Origin of the sequence: Pseudomonas sp. ML2-2023-6 (genome assembly GCF_037055265.1) — a bacterium.
GTDB classification, from domain to species: domain Bacteria; phylum Pseudomonadota; class Gammaproteobacteria; order Pseudomonadales; family Pseudomonadaceae; genus Aquipseudomonas; species Aquipseudomonas kulmbachensis.
In genome coordinates, this window is sequence record NZ_CP146347.1 from 3495023 (window position 1) to 3520177 (window position 25155).

Annotated in this window: 21 protein-coding genes and 3 pseudogenes; 12 read left to right on the forward strand and 12 right to left on the reverse strand. The window is 49.9% G+C overall.

What is annotated here, in order from left to right; translation table 11 throughout:
• The first annotated feature begins 54 nt into the window (after positions 1-54).
• Positions 55-1092, forward strand: coding sequence for a GlxA family transcriptional regulator (locus V6L79_RS15955; protein ID WP_262372769.1), 1038 nt, complete (start codon positions 55-57; stop codon positions 1090-1092).
• Between the two features lie 86 nt (positions 1093-1178).
• Positions 1179-2101, forward strand: a pseudogene (locus tag V6L79_RS15960) (FAD-binding oxidoreductase); the annotation flags it as partial.
• A gap of 265 nt (positions 2102-2366) precedes the next feature.
• On the opposite strand, the gene V6L79_RS15965 reads toward V6L79_RS15960, so the two are convergent.
• Positions 2367-3353, reverse strand: a complete 987-nt coding sequence (locus V6L79_RS15965) for a GlxA family transcriptional regulator (RefSeq protein WP_169917308.1) — start codon at positions 3351-3353, stop codon at positions 2367-2369.
• Positions 3354-3468: 115 nt separating this feature from the next.
• Here V6L79_RS15965 and V6L79_RS15970 point away from each other — a divergent pair, with 115 nt between their 5' ends.
• The 7 genes from V6L79_RS15970 to V6L79_RS16000 all read left to right on the forward strand — a co-directional run bounded on the left by V6L79_RS15970 (position 3469) and on the right by V6L79_RS16000 (position 10601).
• Complete coding sequence (locus V6L79_RS15970; protein ID WP_169917309.1) at positions 3469-4359, forward strand: MBL fold metallo-hydrolase; 891 nt, start codon at positions 3469-3471, stop codon at positions 4357-4359.
• A gap of 101 nt (positions 4360-4460) precedes the next feature.
• Positions 4461-5006, forward strand: a complete 546-nt coding sequence (locus tag V6L79_RS15975) for a cysteine hydrolase family protein (RefSeq protein WP_169917310.1) — start codon at positions 4461-4463, stop codon at positions 5004-5006.
• 260 nt (positions 5007-5266) lie between these two features.
• Positions 5267-6106 (forward strand): DMT family transporter, encoded by an 840-nt coding sequence (locus tag V6L79_RS15980; protein WP_315246439.1) that lies wholly within the window; start codon positions 5267-5269, stop codon positions 6104-6106.
• A gap of 398 nt (positions 6107-6504) precedes the next feature.
• Positions 6505-7380, forward strand: coding sequence for a LysR family transcriptional regulator (locus V6L79_RS15985; protein WP_169916641.1), 876 nt, complete (start codon positions 6505-6507; stop codon positions 7378-7380).
• A 104-nt stretch (positions 7381-7484) separates the two neighbouring features.
• Positions 7485-8651, forward strand: coding sequence for a pyridoxal phosphate-dependent aminotransferase (locus V6L79_RS15990; RefSeq protein ID WP_169916625.1), 1167 nt, complete (start codon positions 7485-7487; stop codon positions 8649-8651).
• Positions 8612-9574 (forward strand): AEC family transporter, encoded by a 963-nt coding sequence (locus V6L79_RS15995; RefSeq protein ID WP_186348285.1) that lies wholly within the window; start codon positions 8612-8614, stop codon positions 9572-9574. The genes V6L79_RS15990 and V6L79_RS15995 overlap by 40 nt, the downstream gene beginning before the upstream one ends.
• 397 nt (positions 9575-9971) lie before the next feature.
• The gene (locus V6L79_RS16000; protein WP_169916623.1) at positions 9972-10601 is read left to right on the forward strand and encodes an FMN-dependent NADH-azoreductase; all 630 of its coding nucleotides are present in this window, start codon (positions 9972-9974) and stop codon (positions 10599-10601) included.
• 107 nt (positions 10602-10708) lie between these two features.
• Here V6L79_RS16000 and V6L79_RS16005 read toward each other — a convergent pair whose 3' ends face one another.
• The 5 genes from V6L79_RS16005 to V6L79_RS16025 all read right to left on the reverse strand — a co-directional run bounded on the left by V6L79_RS16005 (position 10709) and on the right by V6L79_RS16025 (position 15481).
• Complete coding sequence (locus V6L79_RS16005; protein WP_169916622.1) at positions 10709-11539, reverse strand: DJ-1/PfpI family protein; 831 nt, start codon at positions 11537-11539, stop codon at positions 10709-10711.
• A 10-nt stretch (positions 11540-11549) separates the two neighbouring features.
• Positions 11550-13769 (reverse strand): TonB-dependent siderophore receptor, encoded by a 2220-nt coding sequence (locus V6L79_RS16010; protein ID WP_315246453.1) that lies wholly within the window; start codon positions 13767-13769, stop codon positions 11550-11552.
• A gap of 44 nt (positions 13770-13813) precedes the next feature.
• Positions 13814-14227: a DUF2946 domain-containing protein gene (locus tag V6L79_RS16015; RefSeq protein WP_169916621.1), complete on the reverse strand. Its 414-nt coding sequence runs from the start codon at positions 14225-14227 to the stop codon at positions 13814-13816.
• Positions 14228-14238: 11 nt separating this feature from the next.
• Positions 14239-14865 (reverse strand): putative natural product biosynthesis protein, encoded by a 627-nt coding sequence (locus tag V6L79_RS16020; protein WP_169916620.1) that lies wholly within the window; start codon positions 14863-14865, stop codon positions 14239-14241.
• Between the two features lie 232 nt (positions 14866-15097).
• The gene (locus V6L79_RS16025; RefSeq protein WP_169916640.1) at positions 15098-15481 is read right to left on the reverse strand and encodes a DUF2946 domain-containing protein; all 384 of its coding nucleotides are present in this window, start codon (positions 15479-15481) and stop codon (positions 15098-15100) included.
• Between the two features lie 744 nt (positions 15482-16225).
• Here V6L79_RS16025 and tnpC point away from each other — a divergent pair.
• Positions 16226-16888 (forward strand): annotated as a pseudogene (gene tnpC, locus V6L79_RS16030) (IS66 family transposase); the annotation flags it as partial.
• Between the two features lie 5 nt (positions 16889-16893).
• Here the strand turns inward: tnpC and V6L79_RS16035 are convergent.
• Both V6L79_RS16035 and V6L79_RS16040 read right to left on the reverse strand, forming a co-directional pair.
• Positions 16894-17463, reverse strand: a complete 570-nt coding sequence (locus tag V6L79_RS16035; RefSeq protein ID WP_169916619.1) for a MepB family protein — start codon at positions 17461-17463, stop codon at positions 16894-16896.
• A 132-nt stretch (positions 17464-17595) separates the two neighbouring features.
• A pseudogene (locus V6L79_RS16040) lies at positions 17596-17731 on the reverse strand (transposase); the annotation flags it as partial.
• Positions 17732-18284: 553 nt separating this feature from the next.
• Here V6L79_RS16040 and V6L79_RS16045 point away from each other — a divergent pair.
• A complete protein-coding gene (locus V6L79_RS16045) occupies positions 18285-19064 on the forward strand; it encodes a S9 family peptidase (RefSeq protein ID WP_169916618.1) in 780 nt (259 codons plus the stop codon).
• Positions 19065-19467: 403 nt separating this feature from the next.
• Complete coding sequence (locus V6L79_RS16050; protein WP_262372322.1) at positions 19468-20367, forward strand: DMT family transporter; 900 nt, start codon at positions 19468-19470, stop codon at positions 20365-20367.
• 363 nt (positions 20368-20730) lie between these two features.
• On the opposite strand, the gene V6L79_RS16055 is transcribed toward V6L79_RS16050, so the two are convergent.
• The 4 genes from V6L79_RS16055 to V6L79_RS16070 all read right to left on the reverse strand — a co-directional run bounded on the left by V6L79_RS16055 (position 20731) and on the right by V6L79_RS16070 (position 25151).
• Complete coding sequence (locus V6L79_RS16055; RefSeq protein ID WP_169916617.1) at positions 20731-22050, reverse strand: MFS transporter; 1320 nt, start codon at positions 22048-22050, stop codon at positions 20731-20733.
• Positions 22051-22118: 68 nt separating this feature from the next.
• The gene (locus V6L79_RS16060; protein WP_169916616.1) at positions 22119-23324 is read right to left on the reverse strand and encodes a mandelate racemase/muconate lactonizing enzyme family protein; all 1206 of its coding nucleotides are present in this window, start codon (positions 23322-23324) and stop codon (positions 22119-22121) included.
• A 633-nt stretch (positions 23325-23957) separates the two neighbouring features.
• Positions 23958-24608 (reverse strand): GntR family transcriptional regulator, encoded by a 651-nt coding sequence (locus V6L79_RS16065; protein WP_169916615.1) that lies wholly within the window; start codon positions 24606-24608, stop codon positions 23958-23960.
• Between the two features lie 84 nt (positions 24609-24692).
• A complete protein-coding gene (locus tag V6L79_RS16070; protein ID WP_169916614.1) occupies positions 24693-25151 on the reverse strand; it encodes an Lrp/AsnC family transcriptional regulator in 459 nt (152 codons plus the stop codon).
• Between the last annotated feature and the right edge of the window lie 4 nt (positions 25152-25155).

Genomic DNA, 25155 nt, shown 5'->3' on the forward strand with positions numbered 1-25155 from the left:
ATTCAACATTAAAACTACAATAAGTTTACATTGACAAAAAAACAGGACAAAACGTTGACAATTTCTGCCAAACTCATCGTCATCCAGGAGGTGCTCTCCTGGGAGGAGTCATTTGAAATGCCAGCCAAGTCCATACAATTCATTACCTACCCTGAAGTTAGCCTGCTCGATTTAGCCGGGCCCTTAGATGTTTTTATGGCGGCTAACCATTTTGCGCACCCCGATCATCCGCCCTACTCTTTCTCTATTCTCGCGCTAAGCCCAACGACTGAAATACTCTCAAATCTTTCATTAAACGCTGAAGTTTTAGCCGCACACACCTCTCCCGCACATACTCTTATCGTCCCTGGTGGGCCGGGAATACATGCATTTTGTGAGCATCCTAAGTTCTTTACTCATTTTGTGAGTCACGCTGAAAAATCCAAGCGTCTCGTTTCCGTGTGCACTGGGATATTTGCACTAGCGACCGCTGGAAAGCTGAAGGGTCGAAGCGTTACCACCCATTGGTCTGCCTATGACAAGCTAGAGCATGACTTTCCCTCCGTCAGTGTAAAGCGCGGGCCTATATTCATTAACGATGGAGACCTATGGACTTCCGCTGGAGTTACCTCCGGAATCGACCTGGCTCTTGCAATGGTTGAAGTCGACTTGGGGCATTCGGCTGCACTTGAAGTTGCACGTCATTTGGTTGTTTTTTTGAAACGTCCCGGCGATCAAAATCAGTTCAGTTCATCCTTGACCCTACAATCCAAAAGCAGTCAATTTTCAGACCTTCACGCTTGGTTGAACAACAATCTCAGTGGCGACTTATCGGTCTCTACGTTAGCCAGTTTTATGAACATGAGTGACAGAACCTTTGCGAGAAAATACAGTGAAAGCACAGGCAGTACGCCGAGCAAAATGGTTGAACAGCTCCGTTTAGAAGCAGTTCGACACTTACTTGCCACGTCAAGCACCCCACTCAAAACAGTGGCTAGCAAGTGTGGCTTTCGTAATGAATCAACTTTAATCCGTAGCTTTATAAAAAACTATTCAGTCACACCCGGTGAGTATCGAGCACGTTTCAAGTCAAGTCCGACGACAAAGAACTAAACAATACATCATGATTCAATTTTTACACCCAACGACAATAAGCTCTCAATTTTCCCTGTAGCATCACGCATTAGGTTAGTTAGCTTCGGCAGGTCGCGCTCATCTCATGCGACGGCGGCACAGGTACCAATGGTCAGTCGTTGACTGATGGCATCGTCGTAGACCTGTGACGGCACATGAACACCATTCTTGAGATCAATGCCGAAGAGCGGTGGGTGCGCGTCCAAAGTGGCGTGATGAAAGATCAATTAAATACGGTGCTCAAACCTTATGGGCTGTTCTTCGCGCCTGAATCATCCACCTCCAACCGAGCAGCGATTGGCAGATGATCAACACTGATGCCAGTGGCCAAGGCAGCGGCACTTACGGCAAAACCCATGACCACGTGCTAGAGATTCCCACAGTGTTGCTGGGTGGTGAGTTACTCCACAGCTCGCCATCGGAAAAAGGCTCTTTGGAGCAAGAAACAGCGCGTCGCGATCGGATCGGTAAGGTATACCGCTGCGCAGTCGGTATTGCAGACAACCAAGCCTATCTTATTGCGCAAATCTTCCCAAACTTAACCGCTGCCTCACCGGCTATGACCTTGCACATCTCCGCGAGCAAGAGGATAGCTTCAACATTAACAGCGTATTGTGTGGTTCTAAGGGCTCGCTGAGCTTCAGTCGAGGCCAAGCTAAACGTCTTGCCTATCACGAAGTATTCGATCCTCGTAAACGTGCGCTATGCAGGTTTTATGGATGCTTTGCGCGACGCAAAAGCGCTGATGCAGCTCAAGCCTTTATAGATTGAGACAGTTGACTCCAAAGTCCTGATGCTTGCGATGAAGGACATCGACTGGCACTGCGTTGCTGAATACTTCCCCGAAATTCCAGAAACACCCACATCGGGCTTCAACCTCATTGGGTTCAGCGGGGACGATGAAGCCACTGTCCCGCAGAGTGTTCATGACTTTGTCTTGCACCTGCAACAAGACACCTCCATATTACGCTTGGGCCATACACTTTCCATACCTATGGATATGAGACTACGAATGCTGAGATGTCTAAAGTGATTTACAAACAACCCTGGGGCCCACTAGTAACAAAAATGAATGTTTCAGGCCGGCTATTAGCTTATGGCTATTCTTGCCGAAGCCAGGTAAGCAAAAAGAGAGTGTAACTGTTCTACATCCGCTGCAGGCGCTACTCGCGGTAGTCAGGAATGCTCCGGCCTGACCAGTAGCACATCGTTGAGCGTCAAACCTTGGTGCGAATAAGCGGTTAGGTCTAATGCTAGCTGCCGCTTGCCTTGCCGCCCGGTATCGTTTCGCGAGAGAACATTCGTCGATACTCTGAAGGTGACGTTCCAAGCTGAGCGCCAAATTGTTGCCTCAAGGACAAGGGGGTTCCAAAACCGGCCTCGCCGGCAACGCATTCAATAGGTAAATCAGTCGTTTCAAGCAGTTCTTGCGCCCTGACGACTCGCTGAGCATTCAACCATTTAGAGACGGTACTGCCAGTGGCCTCCCGAAACCGCCGGGTAAAAGTACGCCTGCTCATTTTCGCCCTGTCTGCCATGACGTCGAGCGATAGATCACTGGCCAGGTTCACTCGAGCCCACGCCAACACATCGGACAAATGAGTCTCGCTAGAGAGTTTCGGCACAGGATGCTCCACGTATTGAGCCTGACCTCCCTGCCTGTGCGGTGGGGTAACCAACATCTTCGCGGTGCGATTCGCCACATCAGCTCCGAGCCGCTGACGCACCAAATGCAGGCAACAATCGATTGCCGCCACCGTTCCAGCCGAGGTCATGATGTTGCCGTCACTGACATAGAGCACATCGGGCCTGAAGCCAACCTCAGGAAAGCGTCGCGAAAACTCGTCTCTGCCTGCCCAGTGAGTGGTCGCCTCTTTACCATCAAGCAGTCCGGCTTCTCCAAGTACGAATGCTCCCAAACATAACCCTACGATGAGCTTGCCTTGTGCATTCGCCTGCTGAAGGGCTCTCAAAAGCGGTGTCGAGGCCGCGACCAATTGTTCGCCCCACGATGGAATGACAATTAAATCAGATGCCTCCATGAGTTCCAGGCCATGAGCAACCGCTAAGTCGATGCCTTGGTCGCAGCTAACCATTCCAGGCGTCTCTGTGCAGTAGCTGACCTCGTATTGAGGTTCGCCAGGTTCGGATTGAGCCGTCCCCAATACCATTCCCGGCACCGAAAGATGGAACAGACTCACGCCGTTAAAAGCTAGAACAGCTACACGTATGGGTTTCATCTGGCAGCCTCGAACATTTGGCCCGATTATATCGAAATATGTCATTTAGGCCGCTATCAGGCTTTAGCGCTTTGGGCAAGAATGGTGTATTCGATGCATTTACTGGATTAACACTATGAATTTTACACCTCTTTCTCTCGCCCTCAGCATTGCTTGCGCTGTGGCCACCACACAGGCATTTGCGGGCTCAAACGCCCCTCAGACGGCTGATGCAACCCATAAAGTGGATCTGCAGCAAGTTCGCAATGCAACGGTGAAGATCACCTACGGTGGCACTACGTTCTTGATCGATCCCATGCTGGCTAAAAAAGGTGCCTACCCCGGGTTTGAAAATACCTACCGAAGCAACCTCCGCAATCCACTGGTTGATCTACCCGAAACCCCAGACAACGTTATCTCCGGTGTGGACGCTGTCATCGTCACGCACACACACCTTGACCACTGGGATGATGCGGCACAAAAAGCGCTGCCTAAAGACATCCCACTGTTCACTCAGCACGAAGACGATGCACAGCTGATTCGTTCCCAGGGGTTCAAGAATGTACGTGTGCTGACTGACGAAGCTGAGTTCGGCGGCGTCAAAATAACCAAGACCGGTGGGCAGCATGGCACTGACGAAATGTATGCCGTACCAGCCCTCGCAAAACCGCTAGGCGAAGCCATGGGTGTAGTGTTTCAAGCGCCAGGCTACAAAACTCTCTATCTCGCCGGTGACACCATCTGGCGTAAAGAGGTCGACCAAGCCATCGAGAAATACCACCCTGAAGTAATCGTGCTCAACGCAGGGAAAGCAAAAATGACGGGATTCGAGGGGGCGATCATCATGGGCGAGGAAGATGTCCTGCGTGCTACACAGACCGCGAAAGACGCAAAAATTGTCGCGGTGCACATGGACGCTGTGAACCATATGTCCCTGACCCGTGAAGAGTTACGCAATTACGTCAATAAGCAAGGTATCGAGGGTCGTGTCGATATACCGGAAGACGGCGCTTCGCTGGAGTACTGATACAAACCCTGCTGGACATGGGCAAAAGGCATCTTGCTTACCCAAATGCCGTCTCAGCCTTCACAACAACATTACATTGAAAAGTTGATTGGAGATCGTTCATGAAACAAGGTCTAGTAGTAATTGATCTGCAAAACGAATACTTGCCCACTGGCAAATTACCTTTGAGTGGCATCGAGGCAGCTGTTGCGAATGCTCGTCGGGTCATCGACCATGCGCGAAATAAAGGTATTCCTGTTTTTCACATACGGCACGAATCCGATGATGCGAATGTCCCGATTTTCGTCAAAGGATCCAGCGGCGCGCAGATTCAGCCAGAGGTAGCTCCTGAGGGTGACGAGCCCGTGATTGTTAAAAAACACATCAACGCCTTCAGAGACACTGACCTCAAGAAGCAACTGGATGCGTTCGATGTTCAGGATATCGTGGTGATAGGTGCTATGAGCCACATGTGCATCGACGCAGTAGTGCGTGCTGCAGCGGATATGGGTTATCCGGTTACTGTGGTGCATGATGCCTGCGCCACCTTAGATCTCTCATTTCACGGGGTGAACGTGCCTGCCGCTCAAGTGCATGCGGCGATGATGGCCGCATTTGAGTTTGGCTACGCCACCGTTAAATCTGTGGACGAATACCTCTCGGCATAAACGTGTAACGGTTAGTTTTTAGGAGCCCGAACGGGCTCCTTCTGGTTTCTGGTTATTCGTGGGTTAAACCTTCGCGGATGTCACCACTGCGCCTCACCTGATTTGGGTGAATGAGGCAGGCCTGGAATGTCCAACCGTGAGTAGTTCTCAGTTGTCTTCCTGCGGCCTTGAGATTCAGTAACGTTTTTTATCGCTTAGGTTCATCTGTGGTGAAAATACAATCAACCGCTAATCGAGACTGTGCCAGGCGATCACGCTGGGTGTTCCAAGTAATCTTGTGCCTGATGGCATTCGCGGCAAATTCAATTTTTTGCCGGCGGGCGCTGATGGAGGGTCAAATCGATCCCGAGTCATTCACCGTGATTCGTTTGTTCAGTGGCGGGTTATTTTTGCTGCTGTTGATCAGATTTCGCAATCCTCAAGCCGCTATCCGTGGAAGCTGGAAGGGAGGCCTTTCACTCTTTCTATACGCCTATCTCTTCTCTATCGCTTACGTTCAGTTAGGCGCAGGAATGGGAGCACTGATTTTATTCGGGGCGGTGCAGATCACAATGTTTATGTTTTCTTGGGCGCAAGGTGAGCGCTTTCAAAAGAAAGTGGTGATAGGCATGTTAGTGACAACAGGTGGTTTACTTACCTTATTGCTACCCAGCGCTAATTCGCCGCCCTTGAGTAGCGCAGTGCTGATGACAATTTCAGGGGTAGCGTGGGGAGTCTATTCGCTGCTCGGAAAAGCAGCTGTGAATCCGCTGACGGAAACCGCAGGCAACTTTGCGAGGTGTCTCCCTTTCTTACTTTTACTGGCTCCAGTAAAGTTTTTTGGAAGCGGCCTTCATATGAGCCCTACTGGGGCGATGTACGCGCTTGCATCAGGCGTGTTGGCATCAGGCTGCGGTTATGCGCTCTGGTACAGCACTGTCAGGCATATCAGTTCCCAGCAAGCCGCCACCCTTCAGTTGAGCGTTCCAATCATTGCTTCGCTCGCAGGCGTACTGATTCTGAACGAGCCTATATCACTGCACCTACTATTAATCTCAGGCATCGTATTGGGCGGTGTCGCGCTAGCAATGTTGCCGGGGAAATCTTCGACTGGCTGCTGACTGTAAGAGTAATGAAGGCTGGATCAATATCCATCTGGTTGATATTGGACGACACGCCCCCACTAAGGTGCGTGCCTTAGATAAAGGCTCTAACCTTTTGCCATCCCAGAAAGTGCTTCTGCCTGCTTCGTGAAGTCCACGGCCATTTGGATCATTGCATTCTTAACGTGCAGGGGAGCGGTCTGCATATAGCTATCTGACACTGCACCAATAGTCTGAGACGATGCTAGCGGGTGTATCATCACCGCGCATCACTAAGTGATTTGGCAATCCAATAGCATCGATGGCTGATCAAGGTTGCTAGGGCCCCGTTGAAGGCCATGACCAGTTGCCTAAAAAAGCAACTTTCCAATCAATCCAGTCACCTGCTTGCCGAATGCAACGCAGGAGAGATCACTATGTCATTGCGCGCGCTTCGTACCTTAATCGCTATCGCTCAGCACGGTTCGTTTGCGCGAGCCGCAGACACCGTTCATCTCACACAATCGGCAGTGAGCCTTCACATAAAGTCACTTGAAGAGGAGTTCAACGCTTCGTTGTTTGACCGCTCGCGTCGATTGCCCGTATTAACAGATGCAGGTCATTTGGCCGTGGAGCGGGCGCGCGAGATCGTTGCACTTTACGACAGCATTGCTTCGGACATTGGTGGTGAAAACGAGCTGCGCGGTCGACTGAAAATTGGAGCCATCCAGACTGCGCTGGCCAGTGCCTTGCCTTTGGCCCTGGCCGGCCTGGCCGCCGAGCACCCTCATCTAAGGATAAACGTAGCCTCGGGCATGTCTGCCGAATTGGCCACGCGCGTAGAGGCTGGAGAGCTGGATGTCGCAATCACCACAGAACCTGTGAAACCGCACCCTTATGGTCTGGTTAGTACAACACTCTACGAGGAAGGCTTTTGGATCATTGCTCCCGGTTCATGCGCAGGCTTAGATTTTCGACAGCTACTTCAACAACTACCGTTTATCCGCTTTGACCGCAGGGCTTGGGCCGGGCGCACCATAGATCGGGAGCTTCGCCGGCTGCGGCTGCATGTGCAAACCAGTATGGAGTTGGACAGCCAGGATGCGATTATTCAGATGGTTGCCAGCGGTTTGGGGGTGTCAGTGGTTCCGCTATCCAGCCAGAACCTTGAACAACTCAAGCACCTAGAAGTCCAGCCATTCGGATCACCGCAAAGAACGCGTCGTGTTGTGCTTCTGGAGCAAGAAGAAAGGCCACTTGCACGGCTAGCAACCGCCCTGGCGGAGGCTGTCAAAAAGCACGCCCCCACGTAACGACCGATGAGTAAAACTTGTTGAACAACCAATTTTAAATCGTTTTTACTTTAGGTATCGACTCCTTATCGTGGTGCCCATCCAAACGCATTCTGAAGGGCACCATGCACAACAACGAAACTCCAACTAGTGCTTTCCAATCGCCCATTCTGCTTATGGCCAAACTTGCTGCCACCATGCGCGCTGAGGGGCGGGATGTAATTGACTTAACGCTCGGCGAACCTGATTTCAATGCCCCTGAGCATGTCCTCGACGCTGCGCATCTAGCGTTAGGCAGCCGTCTGACGTATTCCCCATCGAACGGTATCGAGCCCCTCCGCAGTGCTATCCGTATGCGAGTAAGGGAAGACCGGGGATTAGATTTCGGCGATGATCAAATCGCGGTTGGATGTGGCGCAAAACAGATCATCTTTAACGCCTTCCAAGCGACCCTTAAGCCCGGTGATGACGTTATCGTCCCGGCGCCTTACTGGGCCAGCTATCCCGCCATGATTAAGATGTGCGGTGCCCAACCGATCATTCTGCCGACCACCGCTTCGGAAGGATTCAGATTGACAGCGGAGCACTTGGCAGCAGGTCTGCGCCTGGCAAAATCGCCCAAGTGGGTGATTCTCAATGCACCAGGTAATCCCTCCGGCTCTTTGTACTCAGAAACCGATTTGCAAGCGTTGGCTGAAGTTCTGCGCCAGTATCCGGATGTGATGGTGCTGTCCGACGATATTTACGCGGAAATCCGATTCACTCAAGGCCCTTGTCTGACATTGGCGTCGGTAGCGCCAGACCTGGCAGAACGTATCCTCATCGTCGACGGCGTATCCAAAGCCTACGCCATGACAGGTTGGCGCGTAGGCTGGGGTTGCGGATCGAGGTCGCTGATTTCGGCAATCACTACCGTGCAATCTCAAAACTGTACGCAGACCAGCACCTTGAGCCAGCTCGCTGCGGTCGCTGCGCTTGAAGGGCCACGAGGTTTTCTTGCTGAGCGCAACGCGATCTATCGTCAGCGCCGAGACGCCGCACTTCAAGTCCTCCAAGCGAGCGATAAACTGGAGGTATCATGCCCCGAGGGTGCGTTCTATCTGCTTCCTCAGTTCAAAACGAGCATTGACGATCAATCTCTCGCGTTAGATCTGCTCGAAGTCGGCGTTGCAACGGTTCCCGGAAGTGCTTTTGGACTACCGGGACATCTACGCCTTTCCTTCGCCACCGACGAAGCTACCCTGGTTGAAGGATGCAAGCGGTTGGTTCGTGCGTTAGAGGCATACTCGTGACCGCCGAACTTTTGATTGCGCTTGCGCCCATAGCAGTGCTGATTGTGATGGGCGCCTGGCTCAAGCGCAGCCGGTTTCTGGAAGACAGTTTCTGGGCACAGGCCGAGCGCCTAGGCTACTACGTTCTTCTGCCCGCGCTGTTTTTGCATGGTCTGGCAACCGCCAAGTTGGACAACGTGCCAGTCCAAGGGATGATCATGGCGCTTGTACTCTCGACGGTCATGGTCGCTGTGCTGATGGTCGGCGCCCGTCGGATCATTAAGGGTAACGACGCGGCGTTCACTTCCGTCTTCCAAGGAGGGGTGCGCTTTAATAATTATGTGGGCGTCTCAGTGGTGGCCGGTTTGTTCGGTGCTCAGGGCATCGCTCTGGCTGCCGTAGCCAATGCTGCAATAGTGCCGACCGTAAACATCCTTTGCGTATTGGTGTTCGCACGCTATGGCACAGGTGGCAGGATGTCTTTGGGCAAGGTTGCCAAGCAGTTGGCACTTAACCCTCTAGTACTCGCCTGTTTCGGAGGGATATTGCTTCAGGCATTAGGATTGGGCCTGCCTGCTGGCATTGAGCCGGTGATCAAGGCTTTAGGACAAGCATCCTTACCACTTGGCTTACTGTGTGTAGGGGCAGCACTTGAGCTGGGCTCTGTGCACAGCTGGGTTCGACCCGTCGCGTATTCATCGGTGGTCAAGTTCATGATCATGCCGCTGACCACGCTGTGCGCATGTCATGTGTTTGGATTGGACGGCAAAGCAGCAATCGCGGCATTGCTTTTCCAGGCACTGCCTACAGCTTCGTCGTCCTACATCATGGCGCGACAGCTAGGCGGGGATGCACCACTGATGGCAGGGATAATTGCCAGTCAAACGTTGCTTGCAGCGGTGGCACTTCCCATTGCAGTGGTCGTTTTGATTCCTTGGATCTGATATTCATGGTCTTCACCCTGGAAGGCTGGAGTTGATGCGAAGACTCACCTACACATTTAACAGATCCGGTAAATTTGTAACGCTTGAATCGGAGTAGTCGTGGTGAAGATATAGCCATTCGCTAGTGGCATCGGCACCCTGACATTGAACGGAATAATGCCTACTCAACACAGACCGATACCATCCTCTCGAATGCCAGAAAGCAAAGGGGGGTTCACTGGACGCTAACTAATAATGCCCCGCTCTCCAATGCTCTGATGCCTGGGCAAACGACTGGATAACAACTATGAGCATGAAAACGAATTTGTAGATAAGTAACAGCTATTTTTGCGCTTTTTTATGATGTGAAAGCGATTAATGTCGACCTATCGACTTAAGACGATAGTGAATAAAAATCATGTCCAATGTTCTCATCATCGAAAGCAGCATCCGTCAAGAAGAGTCAGTTTCTCGCCAACTGACCCTGAAATTTATTAGTCAGTGGCGAGTCGCCCATCCTACAGATCAAATAATCATTCGTGACGTGGCTCTCAACCCCATACCCCACATGGATGCAAACTTGCTAGGTAGTTGGATGAAGCCTGCTGGACAGCGCAGTGAAAGTGAACAGGCTTGTTTGGAGCGCTCCAACGAATTGGTTAACGAGCTAGTAAAGGCTGACGTATTGTTCATCGCATCACCCATGTACAACTTCACTCTTCCCAGCACTCTTAAAGCTTGTTTAGACCATGAGATCCGAGCTGGCGTGGCTTTCAAATACACACCCGCGCGCGCCCAAGGTTTGTTAACCGGTAAACGCGCAATCATCCTAACCGTCCAAGGCGGAATTCATGCTGATGACAGCTCGGATTACCAAGAACCTTATCTACGTCAGGTGCTTTTGTTTCTTGGCATACACGGCCTAACCTTTATCCACGCCGAGGGAATTAATGTCAGCAGCATTTTCCGTGAAAAAGCTATTAGGCATGCCACTGCATTACTGGCACGGGTATTTGAGCCGCTACCTCCAGAATCTATCACCGACTGATCTTAGTGTTGAATCTTGCAACTAGCGTCTCCTCTCAAAACACTCGTTGTAAATGAAGGCTCACGGCGCGCCCCAGCAATGGAACGCGCTGTAGGCCTTGGGAGGCTTTAGCTTTTCGTTATGCCAGCAAGCGCTTCTGCCTGTTTGGTGAAGTCCATAGCCATCTGGATCGTTGCGTTCTTCACGTATGGGGGAGCCGTCTTCATGGAGCCTGCGTTGAACGGAGGTTCAGGATCATATTCGCTCATCAGTTGGGTGCACTCGGCATAGGTCTGGTCGCGTAGCTCAGCGACCATACTTAGGCCAAAATCCAGCCCTGCTGTTACACCCGCCCCCGTGATCCGGTTACGGTCGCGCACAACGCGAGCTTCAGTCGGAATTGCACCGAACCCGGCCAAAGCATCCCGGCACGCCCAGTGCGAGGTAGCCTTGTAGCCCTTTAACAATCCCGCAGCACCAAGTATCAGCGAGCCAGAGCAGACACTGGTGACGTATTTGGCACGTGACCCTCGATCAGCCATGAAGGCCAGGGTATCGGCATCAGAGGCTGCTGCTAGGGTGCCGTCCGTACCACCGGGGGTGAAAAGTACAGTCAGGTCGCGAGGACAGGTATCAAAGGTGTCGGTCGGGACAATCGTTAACCCTGCATCGCTCGTGACTGGATCCAGCGATTTGGCGACGATATAAATCTTGGCCCCCATGAGTGAACCAAACATGCAGTGCGGCCCGACGAGATCCATCACCGTCATGCCTGGGTAGATCAACATTGCGATTTGTTCTTCGCCCATCCAAGGCACTTTATCCATGTCGGGGCCCATGTCAGGCATCTTATGCTCATGCATGGATTTGTCAGCAGCCGAAGCCTTGAGGTGAATACTGGCAGCCAATGGAGCCAGGAGCGCACCAATCACCAAGTTACGTCGTTGGTTATCGATCATGATGGTTTCCTTAGAAGCTGGCTGTCAGCGTTAAGTAAGCTGAGCGTGGTTGTGTGGGTAATACCACTGGAGACCCCAGATATTGATAGGTCTCGAAGACTTTACGGCCTGTCAGATTGACCGCAGATACAGAGATCGTGTAACAGTCGAAATCATACGAAGTCTGCGCATCGAGCAATGCGTAGCCCGGCACGGAGACCGTATTAGGCAATGTCAGCTCGCGAGCGCTGAGCGCGGTAATTCCGGCACCAAATCCCAGTCCCTTTACCGCGCCATCCAGTATCCGATAGCGGGCCGCGAGGCGGCCGCTATGCCGAGGTACGCGCGCTAGGACATCACCCATCGGAATCGTATTGTCTTCTGTCACTTGTGCCTGTGTGTAGGCGTAGTTGCCCAGCAATGAAAGAGCCGGGGTTGGTTCCCAGACCAGATCTGCTTCTATTCCGCGAGCGCGTTGTTCACCGCTCTGGACTGAATACCCCAGAATCGCTTTAGCAGGGTCGGGATCTGGGGTGGATACGTTGCGGCGCGTCTGCTCGAACACCGCGAGAGTGCCGGACAGGCCGAGATCTAGGTATGCCAGCTTGACGCCCGCCTCGTAGTTACGAGAAAGCTCAGGCTTGGGTGTTTCCTGGCCGTTATAGTTGAACTCGCCCCTGAAACCGGTGGAATACGCTGCATACAGTGCAAGACTCTCGGTCAGGTCATAAGTGATGCCCAGTCGTGGTGTCACACGATGATAAGAGGTATCAACGCCCTGCTCTTGCTGCTTGAGGTTGAGCTGGGTAAGCCGCAACGACCCCAACAGATGGAACCGGCCATAAGTCGCCTGATCCTGAAGATAAACAGCTTTCGTTTCGTAGCGGTTGGTCTGAGACACAATGGTTTGCGGCGTCGCTCCGTAGGAAATCCCATAACTGGGATTGGCCAGATCAAGCTCGCCAATCAACTCGGCATTAGAGACACCCGAGGTGAAGTCGGTACGGTCGTAGCTCGCGCCCACCATCAGTTCGTGGCTGCCGCCAAGCGATTCGATTCTGGAGCTCAAGTTGGTATCCAGCGTGCTTTCCCGAATGCTTGTTGGCAGGTAAAGCTTGAATATTGGATAAACCGTGGGTGTTGCAGGATCCGCCCCAAGCAGCTCCGGAAATATGAAGCCGCCGTTGTCGCGTATCTTGCCTTCGTAATACTGGGCGGAAACGCTCAACCTCGTATCGTCGTTAACCTCGTGCCTGAGTTCGGCAGTGGTCGTGCGATTCTCGATGGTGGTGTGAGGCTGCCCGCTGCTGGCACCCGGGAAAGCGTTGCGGTCAATCTGCCCACTCAATGCCTGAGCGGCGGGCAGGCCGGAAAATTCGAGCTGGCTGCGATCCTCATACTGGCCACGCAGCAAGAGCTCGGTCTCAGGCGATAGCTGGAACGCAACGCTGGGCTGTATCGACCATTGATGACCGTTTACGTGATCAATCCAGCTGTCGTTTTCCTGGTAGTCGGCGGAAATCCGCGCGGCCACCTTGTCGCCAATGGGTGTATTGATATCCATCGAAGGATTCACCGTGCCGAAGCTACCGGCGCGCATCGACAGGAACGCGCTAGGCTCGGCCTCTGGCCGCTTCGAAATCACGTTGATCAGGCCACCCAGTGGCGCGCCGATACCGCCGCCGTACAGCGCTGACGTAGGGCCTTTAAGCACTTCGATGCGCTCAGTACCGATCAGGCTCGTCGGGTCAATGCTTGCCGCAGTCCCTCCGAAGGCTGGCAGCCCATTCATGTAAATTTCTGCCGGAAAACCGCGCACGATTGGTTGAGCGAACAGCGCTTCCTGAGGCTTGGTTGCTCTTACCCCGGAAACGTTAACCAGCGCATCGGAAAGAAAGCGACTGCCCTGTTCCTTAAGCATCGATTGGGTGACAACTTGCACCGACTGCGGGACTTCGACCAGGGGCGTATCGGTGCGCGTGGCTGACTCAGAAGTGGGTGCAGTATAGCCGTGACCTGCTCCAGAAACGGTTGTAGGTGCCAATGTCCAGGACTGTAAGCTTTTTGCACCCTCCTCAGGCTGCGCGGCTTGGACAATAACGGGTAATGCCAACCCCAGAAACATACAAAAGGCTCGGCGCCAGCGCAGATGCGATGGGGCAGTGTGAAAAAATGGCTCGTTCTTGGTCAAGTACATGGGATCTACCGTTGAAAGACAGGTGCTGGCAAAGCGCACTTGAACAATAAGCATCAGCGGGTGCGTGGCCCCGGCAACGCAGATCCAGCCATGTGCGCCTAGCAGAAAATGAAGAGAACATTCAACGGTCGAGTAGGCGGAGCTCGGCTTCGTGCGCCAGGGAACACCGGTGGTACAGCTTGCCGAGGGATAAAGCGGGCAGATAGACACTTTGACAGTGGAACATGGCGCCGAATGCTCGGCAGGCTTGACTCAGTGAGCGCAGGGTGCTGGAACAGAAGAGAACAATATCCGCACTTTTCCCACACGATCAGATCATGGTGCTTGTCCACAGAGCCATGGTGAGACATCTGGCTCATGCCAGGCATGTCGTGGCACTCCATGACAGCCATGCTCATTGCTTGGCTTTTGTCTTGGGCAAGACTGATCCCCTGACTGATCAGCGGGCCGGCAAAGATCATCAGCATGGCGAACAGACTGAGCCAGGCTGCGATAATTTGACGTCTACGCACTAGCAGGTGCTCTACTTATCACGCACAGGCTTGGATAACTGTGTTTGACCTTCATATCCGGGAATAGGCAACCACCGTCGGAATCCGCTGCCGCCCTTCCCTGTCAAGGGACACCAAGCAAAGTCCCACGGCGCAGGAGGAAACTCTTCATGCTCAGGATCGTTACCTGGAACGCTGCGAGGCTCTACTTTCCAGTCAAACACCCTCATGGGTGAGCCTTGCCAAACGAGTACCATCCCACGCGCTTGGCTATCGTCGGTGTTTACCCATCGGGCTGCCGCTGCAGCCATGAATGAGTCGATGTAATCCTCAGTAATTTGAGATCGATAGTTTGACGTGAGTAACCAGCGGCAGACGCTCAGGTAGTACGTCCAATTCAGCGGTGGGTGATTGCGATATGCCCAGATCATGAAACTACGGAAGATGTTCAAACCGTCTGGAGGATCAAGCTTGAGTAGCCCGGGGCACACATCAAATAGCGTGTGCCAGTAAGGCAACAACCGGGTATCAAGATGAACAAAACAGCGTGCATTGCCGGGGTAATCAGGAAACGGCAACAGGAAATCGCCACGACTGCTTAGGCGCGAAGTTTTAGTGGCTAGCCGTGAAACCCCTGAAGGAATAACTACAGAGCGCATGCCAGCCACCCCACAATCGTTCGTTGCGGATTATCTGATGTAGCAGATGTAAAACTTAAGCTTTCGAATAAGCTGAACTTGCAACCTGAATGATCAATAACGCGAGACATAGGACTACCTCCTCATGACGATTGAACGACGTCCACCTGCGGTCGCGTCAGCGACAATCAGGCGTAAAAATAACGTCGTAATAAAGCAGTGACGGCCGAGTTTGACCGGTCACATGCAAGCGTCAGTTTTGAGGGGGAGCGCGGGGATTAGCCGATGGCCAAGAGTATCGAGGAGGCGCCCTGGAACCCAATTCACGGCTTGGGCGCAGCTTTTGCCCTACCCGCAATAACCAGGTCAGACAAAATAAGAAAGCGATGCTCAACGTCACCGCAGAACAGATCGGACAGGTAAAGCTTCCAACCCAACCGCTAACTGACTGGTCGGTGTAGTCCGTGCTTTGTACCGGACTCTTGTTGCCCGACGCAGAACAGAACTGACCGCCGACGCCATTAAGCTCGAACCCGGTCATCTGCCCATGCCCCAAACCGCAGGCGTACACGTTGAGCAGGACGCAAAAACACAGCATCCAGGCAACGAGTGAGCGGTCTGCAAGGGACAGTTTCATGTGAGCGGCATTACTACTAATTAAGGGCATGAAGAAGTCGGTCAAACCCACAGCCCAGAAATAACTGGACGATGGAGGTACAACTCAATTACACGACTTTCAGAGAGTTCACCCAAGTGAAATTCTAACCGAAGACGTTGCCAGAATTACGCTGTGAGGCAGGTCTTCGCGCTGGTAGCCCGATAGCTTCCGGTACCTTCCCAGTAGAAATGGCCCAAGAGAGCTAGGCGTTCACACTTGGTGGAACAGTGTGGTAAAGGCATACCTACTCCCCTATTACTTCAACAGCCGGTGAAACCACAAATCGCTAATAGATTAAGGCTTTTATGTGTTGTTCGCACGAGCCAGGAAGCCTTTTTCAAGCAGGGTTCCACGAAGCCTCATGCGACAGACTGTCACATGTCTTTTGACGAGCATGTTATAGCGAGCCAAGGCCTATGACTGCGTCGGAGTGTCGCAGCTTATGCGGGCGACTGGCATCGGCAGATTTTTCGCATTTCCTGTGGCCGATCAAAACAAATACTCAATAGGCATTGCTCGGATAAGGCCTAAAACTTTAGTGATCAAATAGTCCCGGACACGACGTTAATTATTTCCCCGGCCTGCAAGCGGGCGTTGGCCAGCAATTGAGTTGATGAGGTAGCATCCACATTTGTAACCGAGCATCAATTATTGACTAATGTCCAGTTGGGCCTGCTGAACCGAAATGTAATGCACCCTGGGAAGACACCTGATCGCGGCCCCAACTTCCTGCAAGGCTGGAAGGGCAAGCTGGTCTGTGATGATTTTGGCGGTTACAAGGCCAGCTTCGAACTCGGCGTGACGGAGATCGGTTGCATGGCCCATGCGCGGCGTAAGTTCTTCGAATTGCATGCCACCAACAAGAGCATGCTCGCCGAGCAAGCCCTGCGCTATATCCAGTTGCTGTACGAAATCGAAAGTGAAGTCCGTGACCTGGATCCGGATTTACTGCGCCGAATACGGCAAGAAAAAGCAGTACCGGTGATGGATAGGCTGCATGCCTGGATGATCGCGCAGCGCGATCTCGTGCCCGAAGGTTCGGCTATCAGCAGAGCATTGGATTACAGTCTGAAACGCTGGGCAGCGCTGTCGCGCTACCTCGATGACGGAACTGTTCCCATTGACAATAATTGGGCAGAGAACCAGATCCGGCCTTGGGCTCTTGGACGCAAGAACTGGCTCTTCGCAGGGTCGCTACGCAGCGGTAAACGGGCGGCGGCGATCATGGGTTTGATCCAATCTGCGCGGCTCAACGGGCATGATCCGTATGCTTATTTGAAGGACGTTCTCACGCGTCTGCCGACGCAGCGTGCGAGTGAAATTGATCAGCTCCTGCCGTATAGGTGGACGTCGGGCTTACCCAGAACGCTCAAGAATGACGGATAAGGATCTTAAACTTCAAATAACCGACGCACCTGCACGGAATCGGCGCTTCCGCTTTGTTCAAGAGGAAGGAAGTATTGTAGTTGCCATTGTTGTGTCCTAACGGCCTCTTTGGCGACTGGTTTGACCCAAGGTGGATAAACGCGGATGGCGCGCTTACCGCCTTTACCGTTAATCGCCATGATGCCCTTTGATGCCAGTATTTTCTGGTCGAAAACAAACTGTCCGCGATGAGTTGCATCGAACACACTCACTACAACAAAGGCTACGCCATCATCGACATCGAGAGGTGCAATGATGCTGCCTGACGTCGGGCGCTTCCATATTGTGACGAACTGTCCAATCTTCGTCGGCGTTGTTTTAGCCACACGGAAGGCAATGGTGTGTCCGTCGAGGCCAAAGCGGGAGGCACCATACTCGACACTCTCAGCCTCGCGTAGAGCCAGATCCGTCAATTGCATTCCCGCCGGCTTGTACACATCCTGGATAGCAGCTATCAGATCGTTCGGAATATGGCCGAGGGCCGGGTCTGCCGCGCCTGCATATTTTGTGTGTAGTTCAGTTAAATCGAATTTCAACGGGAACAACTCCTAAACGACTCATTGACCATACGACCCATTCCAGAACATATGCTACGCCCTTCGACATGCAGAAGCGGGCTGCGTGCGGTTACGTCTTGTAATTGCGCAAGGTGGGATAGCCAGCCGCTTACGCTTTACCCACGCATAAAGGCTGTGAGTCGATACGCCAAAACGTGCTGCCACATAAGCGACAGGCAGCTTTTTTTTCGATCATTTGATTGATCGCTTGGATTTTGAATTCTTCGGCATAACGTGGATTGCTCATGGCACCTCCTGAATGGCCTAATTTTAAGGTATGAAGATGTCTACGAAACTAGGGGCTATTCAAATATCGTGCTCTACTTTGTGCTGTAAAGCCACAGACGCTGACGCTGACGCTGACGCTGACGCTGACGACTAGCGTATTGCGACCCCTGATCGAAATGAAGCAGCAGCAGTTCTGAAGCTTCTCTCTTTGATTGTAGGCCATATCAAAAGCATTGATCATCAAGTCTACATCAGGCTTTCCTGACAACACCCTGCCCACTATTCAGCACGCATCTAGATCCATGACCATCTCTATGCTATGCCATTTCCCTTACGGGCTGATGTGAGGGATTTCACCTCTCCACATCCCTAACGCCCTGCCCTTCAGTCCGCTCGATCCATACTCTACTCAAAAACGCTCGCAAAGCGGTCACAAACATTGCAAACCTACCTACTGGATGGTAGTCTTGCTTCGTAATGGCCACCGCATCCTTAGAAAGGCCGTGGCAAAAAATGCTTCTCGGTCAAGTCTCGATCTTTTGCTGAACCAATAGCTGATCTGTGGAAAAATCATGAGCAAACAACAGATAATATTTAAAAATTCTGAATCAGTAAGCTTATCCGGCCTTCTTCAAACGCCAGAAGCACCTAGCGCTTACGCTTTATTCGCCCACTGCTTCACTTGCGGTAAAGACATCAAAGCGGCTGCGAGAATTGCAAAAGCCCTGGTTGACAACAATATTGCTGTTCTCAGATTTGATTTTACAGGCCTTGGCAATAGTGAAGGTGATTTCTCCAACAGCAATTTCTCATCCAATGTTGCTGACTTGGTAGCAGCAGCAGACTATTTGCGAGAAACACATGAAGCTCCAGCTATCCTAATAGGCCATAGTTTAGGAGGGGCTGCAGTCATAGCAGCGGCCAAATATATCCCAGAAGTAAAAGGAGTTGTGACCATAGGTGCTCCTGCTGAGGCGTCCCATGTAATAAAACAGTTCAAAAGCGAGGTAGCTAACATAAGAGATCATGGAGAATTTAAAGTCATGTTAGCAGGTAGAGAGTTCAACATAAAAAAACAGTTCCTTGATGATATTGAGACACATCAACAGGACAAAAATATTGCAAGCCTACGTAGGGCGCTGCTAGTTTTCCACTCCCCAGTAGATACCGTTGTTTCAATAGAACAAGCTCAAAAAATTTACCAGACCGCGAAGCATCCTAAAAGTTTTATTTCACTAGACTCTGCCGACCACTTGTTAACCAATAGCAAGGACGCTGACTATGTTGCCTCATGCATTACCGCATGGAGTTCAAGATATTTGTACACTTCGGAAAAATCACATTCAATATAAATTAATCTAGGGATATTTACATGCGATACTGCTCAATATTAGCTCTTAAGAGAGCGAGGGAACAAGGGCGAAATAGTTCACTTTGTTGCGATAGTGAGTCTGCCAAAAGAGGCGATCAAAGGAAACCAACAAAAAACTCATGGGGCATTGTTTTTTTGTTGATTATATTAGTCACATTTCTATGTGCAGCTGTGATAGGAGCAATTTGACCTAGAGTCCCGCCTGGCAGCTCACTCAATCGCAAAAATTAGCTGCTTTACATTTTGAATAAAGTACATCGCCAGTTGGTTGAGTTTTAGCACAATAAAATTATCATCTATCATTGATGCATTTAAAAAATATAACGATAGCTCTTCGATCATGAAACATCTAAATCTGACCCAATTAAGTGGAAGACTACTTCATGAGTGCCAGCTTTACTCAAAAAATCATGAGCAAGCGATCACGACGCATAATTTTACTAACAACCATCGCAATGGTCGCTTTCGCAGCGAACTCCGTACTTTGTCGGCTGGCACTGCGAGACAGTGCTATCGACCCCATCAGTTTTAGTGTTATACGTTTAGTCAGTGGTGCGTTTGTTTTATGGATAATTCTTAAGCTTAGGCGGTCTACTCCAAATTGCACAGGAACTTGGAGAGGAGGCTTATCACTCTACGTCTATGCATTCGCTTTTTCCTATTCATACCTGAATCTGGACACTGGCATCGGCGCACTTATTTTGTTCGGAGCAGTACAACTCACGATGCTTGGGTTCGGTTTCTTCAAAGGAGAGCGAATGGGGCCTTTAACATTACTGGGCTTAGTTTTCGCTATTTCTGGATTAGTTGTGATTCTTGTTCCAGGTACGAATGCCCCCCCTCTGATAAGCGCAGCAATAATGATCACTTCAGGAGTAGCCTGGGGGATATATTCAATTCTTGGCAAAGCTTCGACTGACCCGTTGGCGACGACAAGTGGCAACTTCATGAGGTCTGTACCGCTCATCATGCTTACGGCCCTACCCTTCATTAAGTCTTTTCATGCGGACGTTATTGGCATAGCGGCAGCATTTGCGTCAGGCACCATTGCATCTGGCATTGGATACGCAATTTGGTACGCGGCAATGCGACAGCTTTCATCGTTCCACGCAGCGACCGTCCAGCTCAGTGTCCCTGTTATTGCATCACTTGCCGGAGTTTTATTACTGGGAGAAATCTATACTGCACGTCTTGGTCTTAGCTCTCTCGCGGTGCTTGGAGGAATTACTCTAATCCTATTATCTAAACAATCATCCATACATAAGTTAAACACTGAAGACTAGCCTTATACGTCTAGCTGGATTTCTGAGCCAATTGTATAGGCCACTAACTATCGACAAGATAGCCTAACTCAAAAACCAAGCCTTAGCTCCTTAATAATCAACAACCCAACTTGACCAGCATTACCATCAATCATACAAGAGTAGATGAGCTATCCACTTCAGGATATAAGTTAATCTCAACAATACACAAGAGCAGGTGAACACCGAAACCCTTGATATCAGGCATCGGTGTCATTAACCATGTAAGAATTAACAGATAACATTTATAATATCTGCTCCAACATAACCCCTATTAAATCTGTAACTATTAATATATTCAACGCCGCACCTCAAATCGAAGTGGTTCGCTGCAATAACCCTATCTCAACTGCGGAAGGTACGTTTTTTGGTAGCAAGAAGCATTACCAATGCCCCTAACAGGGTTAGTGCTGACAAAAAATACCAAGCGGCATCTGTTGAGTGAGTCGTATCTTTGATCCAGCCAACGAAATATGGACTAGCAAAACCCGCAACTTGACCTATCGAATTGATTACTGCAACGCCTCCTACTGCGGAAGCCGTACTAAGGAACGAACTCGACAGTGGCCAAAACATTGGGAGTGCTGTAAAAGCGCCCATAGTTGCAATAGTAAGTCCTAACAGAGCAGTTGTAGATGAGCCCCCTGCACTGGCAGTAACTGCTAGACCTACAGCACTCATAATCATCGGAACTGCCAAGTGCCAACGCCGCTCACCACTGGCATCGGCAGATCTTCCCATGAAAAGCATGAACAAGGCAGCTGCAGCATATGGGATGGCAGTGATTGAACCAACCATAAACATCCCACCCCAATTCCCAGATTTAATTACTGTTGGAAGCCAAAAGCTAATAGCGTAAACGCCACCTTGAAATGAGAAGTAAATAAGACCCAGAATCCAAACCCACTTGTTTTTCAGGACTTGCTTCATGCCCTCCGCCTTGCAGGAAGGCTTTTTGGCTTCGTCAGCGGCCAAGTCAGATATAATTACATTTTTTTCTTCTTGAGTTAACCAACGCGCATCCTGTACTCGATCATCCAAAATAAAATATACACCTGCACCTAACAGAATAGTAGGCACCCCTTCAATAACGAATAACCATTGCCATGCAGCCATACCACCAACGGGGCTGGACGAAAATGCTTCAAGGATCCACCCAGAAAGCGGCCCGCCCAGAACGCCAGAGAGTGGAATAGCAGACATAAACAAAGCCATCACACGTCCACGTATTGAAGCAGGAAACCACTGCGTAAAGTACAAAATCAGACCAGGAAAAAAACCTGCTTCAGCGGCACCTGTGAGAAACCTGAGTACGTAAAATGTTTCCGCTGTTTTTACGAACATTAATGAGGTTGAGAGAATCCCCCACAGCACCATGATAATCGCTACCCAGCGCCTAGCGCCGATCCGTTGCAGCATCAGATTACTTGGCAAGCCAAACACCAAGTATCCAATGAAAAATATACCCGCCCCTAATCCGTACGCGGCCTCGCTCATACCTATATCTTGAAGCATGTGCAGCTTAGCAAAACCAACATTCACGCGATCGAGATAATTAAATAAATAACAAACAAACATGTACGGTATTATTCTTCTAATCACCTTTCCATAAAGAGCTTTTGAGCTTGAGCTCTCATTAGAAAAAGCTGCTATGTTCGTTTCCATTTTATACTCCCAGGGTGTAACAAAGCACTGACCTGAAACAAGACCAGTGCTAAGTTCACAATGCTTTATTATTTTATTGTTGCTACCAAGTACTGATGAACAACTTCATCGTTCAGTTCTTGACCAAGCCCAGGCAACTCAGGAACTGTAAAAAAGCCATTCTTTGGTTGATAGTCATACTTGCAAAGATCGATAATATCTTTTTTCAAAGCAATTGTGTGGTGTTCATGAATAATGAAATTGGGTATTGCAGTCTCAATATGCAGTGCTGCTGCGGTAGAAACCGGCCCACCGCACACATGCACTTGAACAGTAGCATGATATATATTTGCATAATCGCAAATTTTCTTAGCTTCAGTAATCCCTCCCACCAAGCAAGCATCTGGTTGAATTACAGCTACCGCCTGTTTCTCTAAAAGCTCACGATAACCCCAGCGCGTATAATTCCGCTCCCCTGTGGACACGGGCATACTCACGCTATTTGTAACCCTTGCAAATGCGTCAGTATTCATCGGGTTTGTTGGTTCCTCATAGTAGTAAATACCTATGTCTTCAACAGCGCGGGCTAACTGAATAGCGGAGTTTGCCCCGAGCAGAGAGTGAATCTCCAAGATAATATCAACATCTTTACCCACGGCATCCCGCATAGCTTTCAGGCGATCGTATGCTCGATTGATATCTTCGTTACGTAGAAGTCCATAGTAACTTTGCTTAGGGTTGCTCAGCGCATTTTCTTCTTTGGTGGTACCATAAAACTGAATTGGATCGACTTTAATACAATCATAGCCTTCTGCAACCGCCTTTAAGGCTGCATCCGCGTAGTCTTTAGGATCGAAAAGGGCTGTTTGTTCATCTCCCCAACCAAATTGAAGCTGACTGGCATAGGTTCTAAGCTTTTCATTGGTTTTCCCCCCGATCAGCTCGTAAATAGGGGCATTATATTTTTTACCCTTGATGTCCCACAATGCGATATCAATCGCACTCATGCCGGCATAAAATACTGGCCCTCCTCCCATCCCCCAGAAAGTGCCACGGTAAAAGTCTTCCCAGATGGACTCAATCCGCATGGGGTCTTTACCAATGAGGCGCGGAGCAAGATCCTTGATTATGCCAACAGCTGCATTTGAACCTGATCCATATGCAAGTCCAGCCTCTCCTATTCCAGAGACACCTTCATCAGTGTTAATACGGATCAGAATTGGATTAAAATAACTAAGCGCAGGATCTTTCTCACGGACATTGCAATCAAATACTTCGACACTTGTAATTCTCATACCAACCAGCCTCAATTATTATTTTGTCTATCATGAAAAACGTGGACTTTTCATTCACACAACCTAATAAAAGCAGCTTCCCAAATAGCTTTCAACCCCTGCAAAAATCTCAAAAAATTAAACTCGTGAAATTTCACTGCACTACAATTATTTATTTTAAATATTAGTATTCACATGCGCCAACCTAGAGCATCTCCACCTGCCACAGTGAAATATCAGCCGCGCAAAAAAAAACTGTGAAATTTCACAAAAATCTCTAGACCGTTGTGAACAGCGCTCTTACGGCGCTCATCGTGCAGTCATGCTGCTGGCAGCAGTTATGCGTAACGCCTCCTCCAAAACGCGAAAACACTTTAATTATCTAAAAGCATATATAGATCCTTAGCGAGGGAACCGCTCACACTTATCAATAATAAACACCCACAACCAATACATCAGATAGAAATCCTTCTTGGCAAACTTGGCTTCACAAAAAAACATAGCGACCAACTTCGAAGCGCTCAACTACAGAAACTCTCACTCACTCCAAACTTCACAATAGTCAATACGCAAACAAGCAACAACACAGATAAAAAACCATAACCACCTGAGGACGTACGGAGCATGTCCGTCCTCGCAAATGAACAAAAACACTTACTCCTCCCTGGAAAATATATCTTCCAAGCGTTTCAAATGCAAAGATAAGATCTTACATGCTTGATCAATCTCGCCAACAACAACCTTCTCATAAATAGCTTGATGATCACCAAAAGATAGCAGCATATCGCCAACTGTATACTTATCAAGAATACTCAAATACCACAACACCATTACTTTTATGGTAATCGCGCTAGATGCCATAACGAGAAATTCATTCTCTGAATACTTATAGAAAACATCATGGAACTCAGCATCATACTTTAAATACCCTGTTAGATCTCCCTGCCTTACAGACTCCTCCATTTTTGAAATCACCCTAGAAAGCTCCAAACTAAATCGGGTAGAGCTATTTACATGAGCTTGCCGCAGCGCCTCGCTTTCAATGGCGTAACGCGCAAGCGTCATTTTACATATGTCTTCCTTGGTAAAAGTAAATATATACGTTCCTTTCCGTGGCTTTATAATGACCACACCAAGCCTGTTCAAAGCCTGCAGCGCTTGATGTACAGGAGCAGTGCTTATTGATAGTTTCTCTGCAAGTTCAGCCTCAGTGACTCTGGAGCCCAGCTTGAGGTGCCCTGCTATGATCATGTTCACGATCTTAAATTCAGCAATCTCTGCAAGCGACTCGAGTTTTTTTGCCATGCTCTAATACCCTTAAAAATCACAAACCAGATTATCAAAAAAACAATATAAAATACCACTTCACTAAATGCTTTCCAACTAATCTCAAAGAGGTAGCGTTGTACTCCGCTTAACTTCTCGCAACGAAAACCCTGTGTACATCTCTTTGATATTGCCCAACCTACGAATCTTAAACATGGCCAACTTATGAAACTCATCCATGTCCTCTACAACAACCTGCAACAAGTAATCATATTTCCCAGATATGTTATGACACGCCAACACATTAGGCAGCGCATCAACACCTCGCTCAAAATTATCCATCGCCTCTTCTGAGTGGCTATCAAGCGTAATACTAATAAACGCAAAGACATTTAAGCCAAGAGCCTTTCTGTTAAGGGTTGCATAATAACCATCAATAACTTCTTCCTCGAGTCGCTTAAGACGCTTCCAGCTTGCTGGTGGCGAGAGAGATACGCGCGCGGCAATTTCCGCGTTAGTCAATCGGCCATTCATCTGAATAATGCTGAGAATCGTCCGATCTACTTTGTCTAACTCAATCATGATT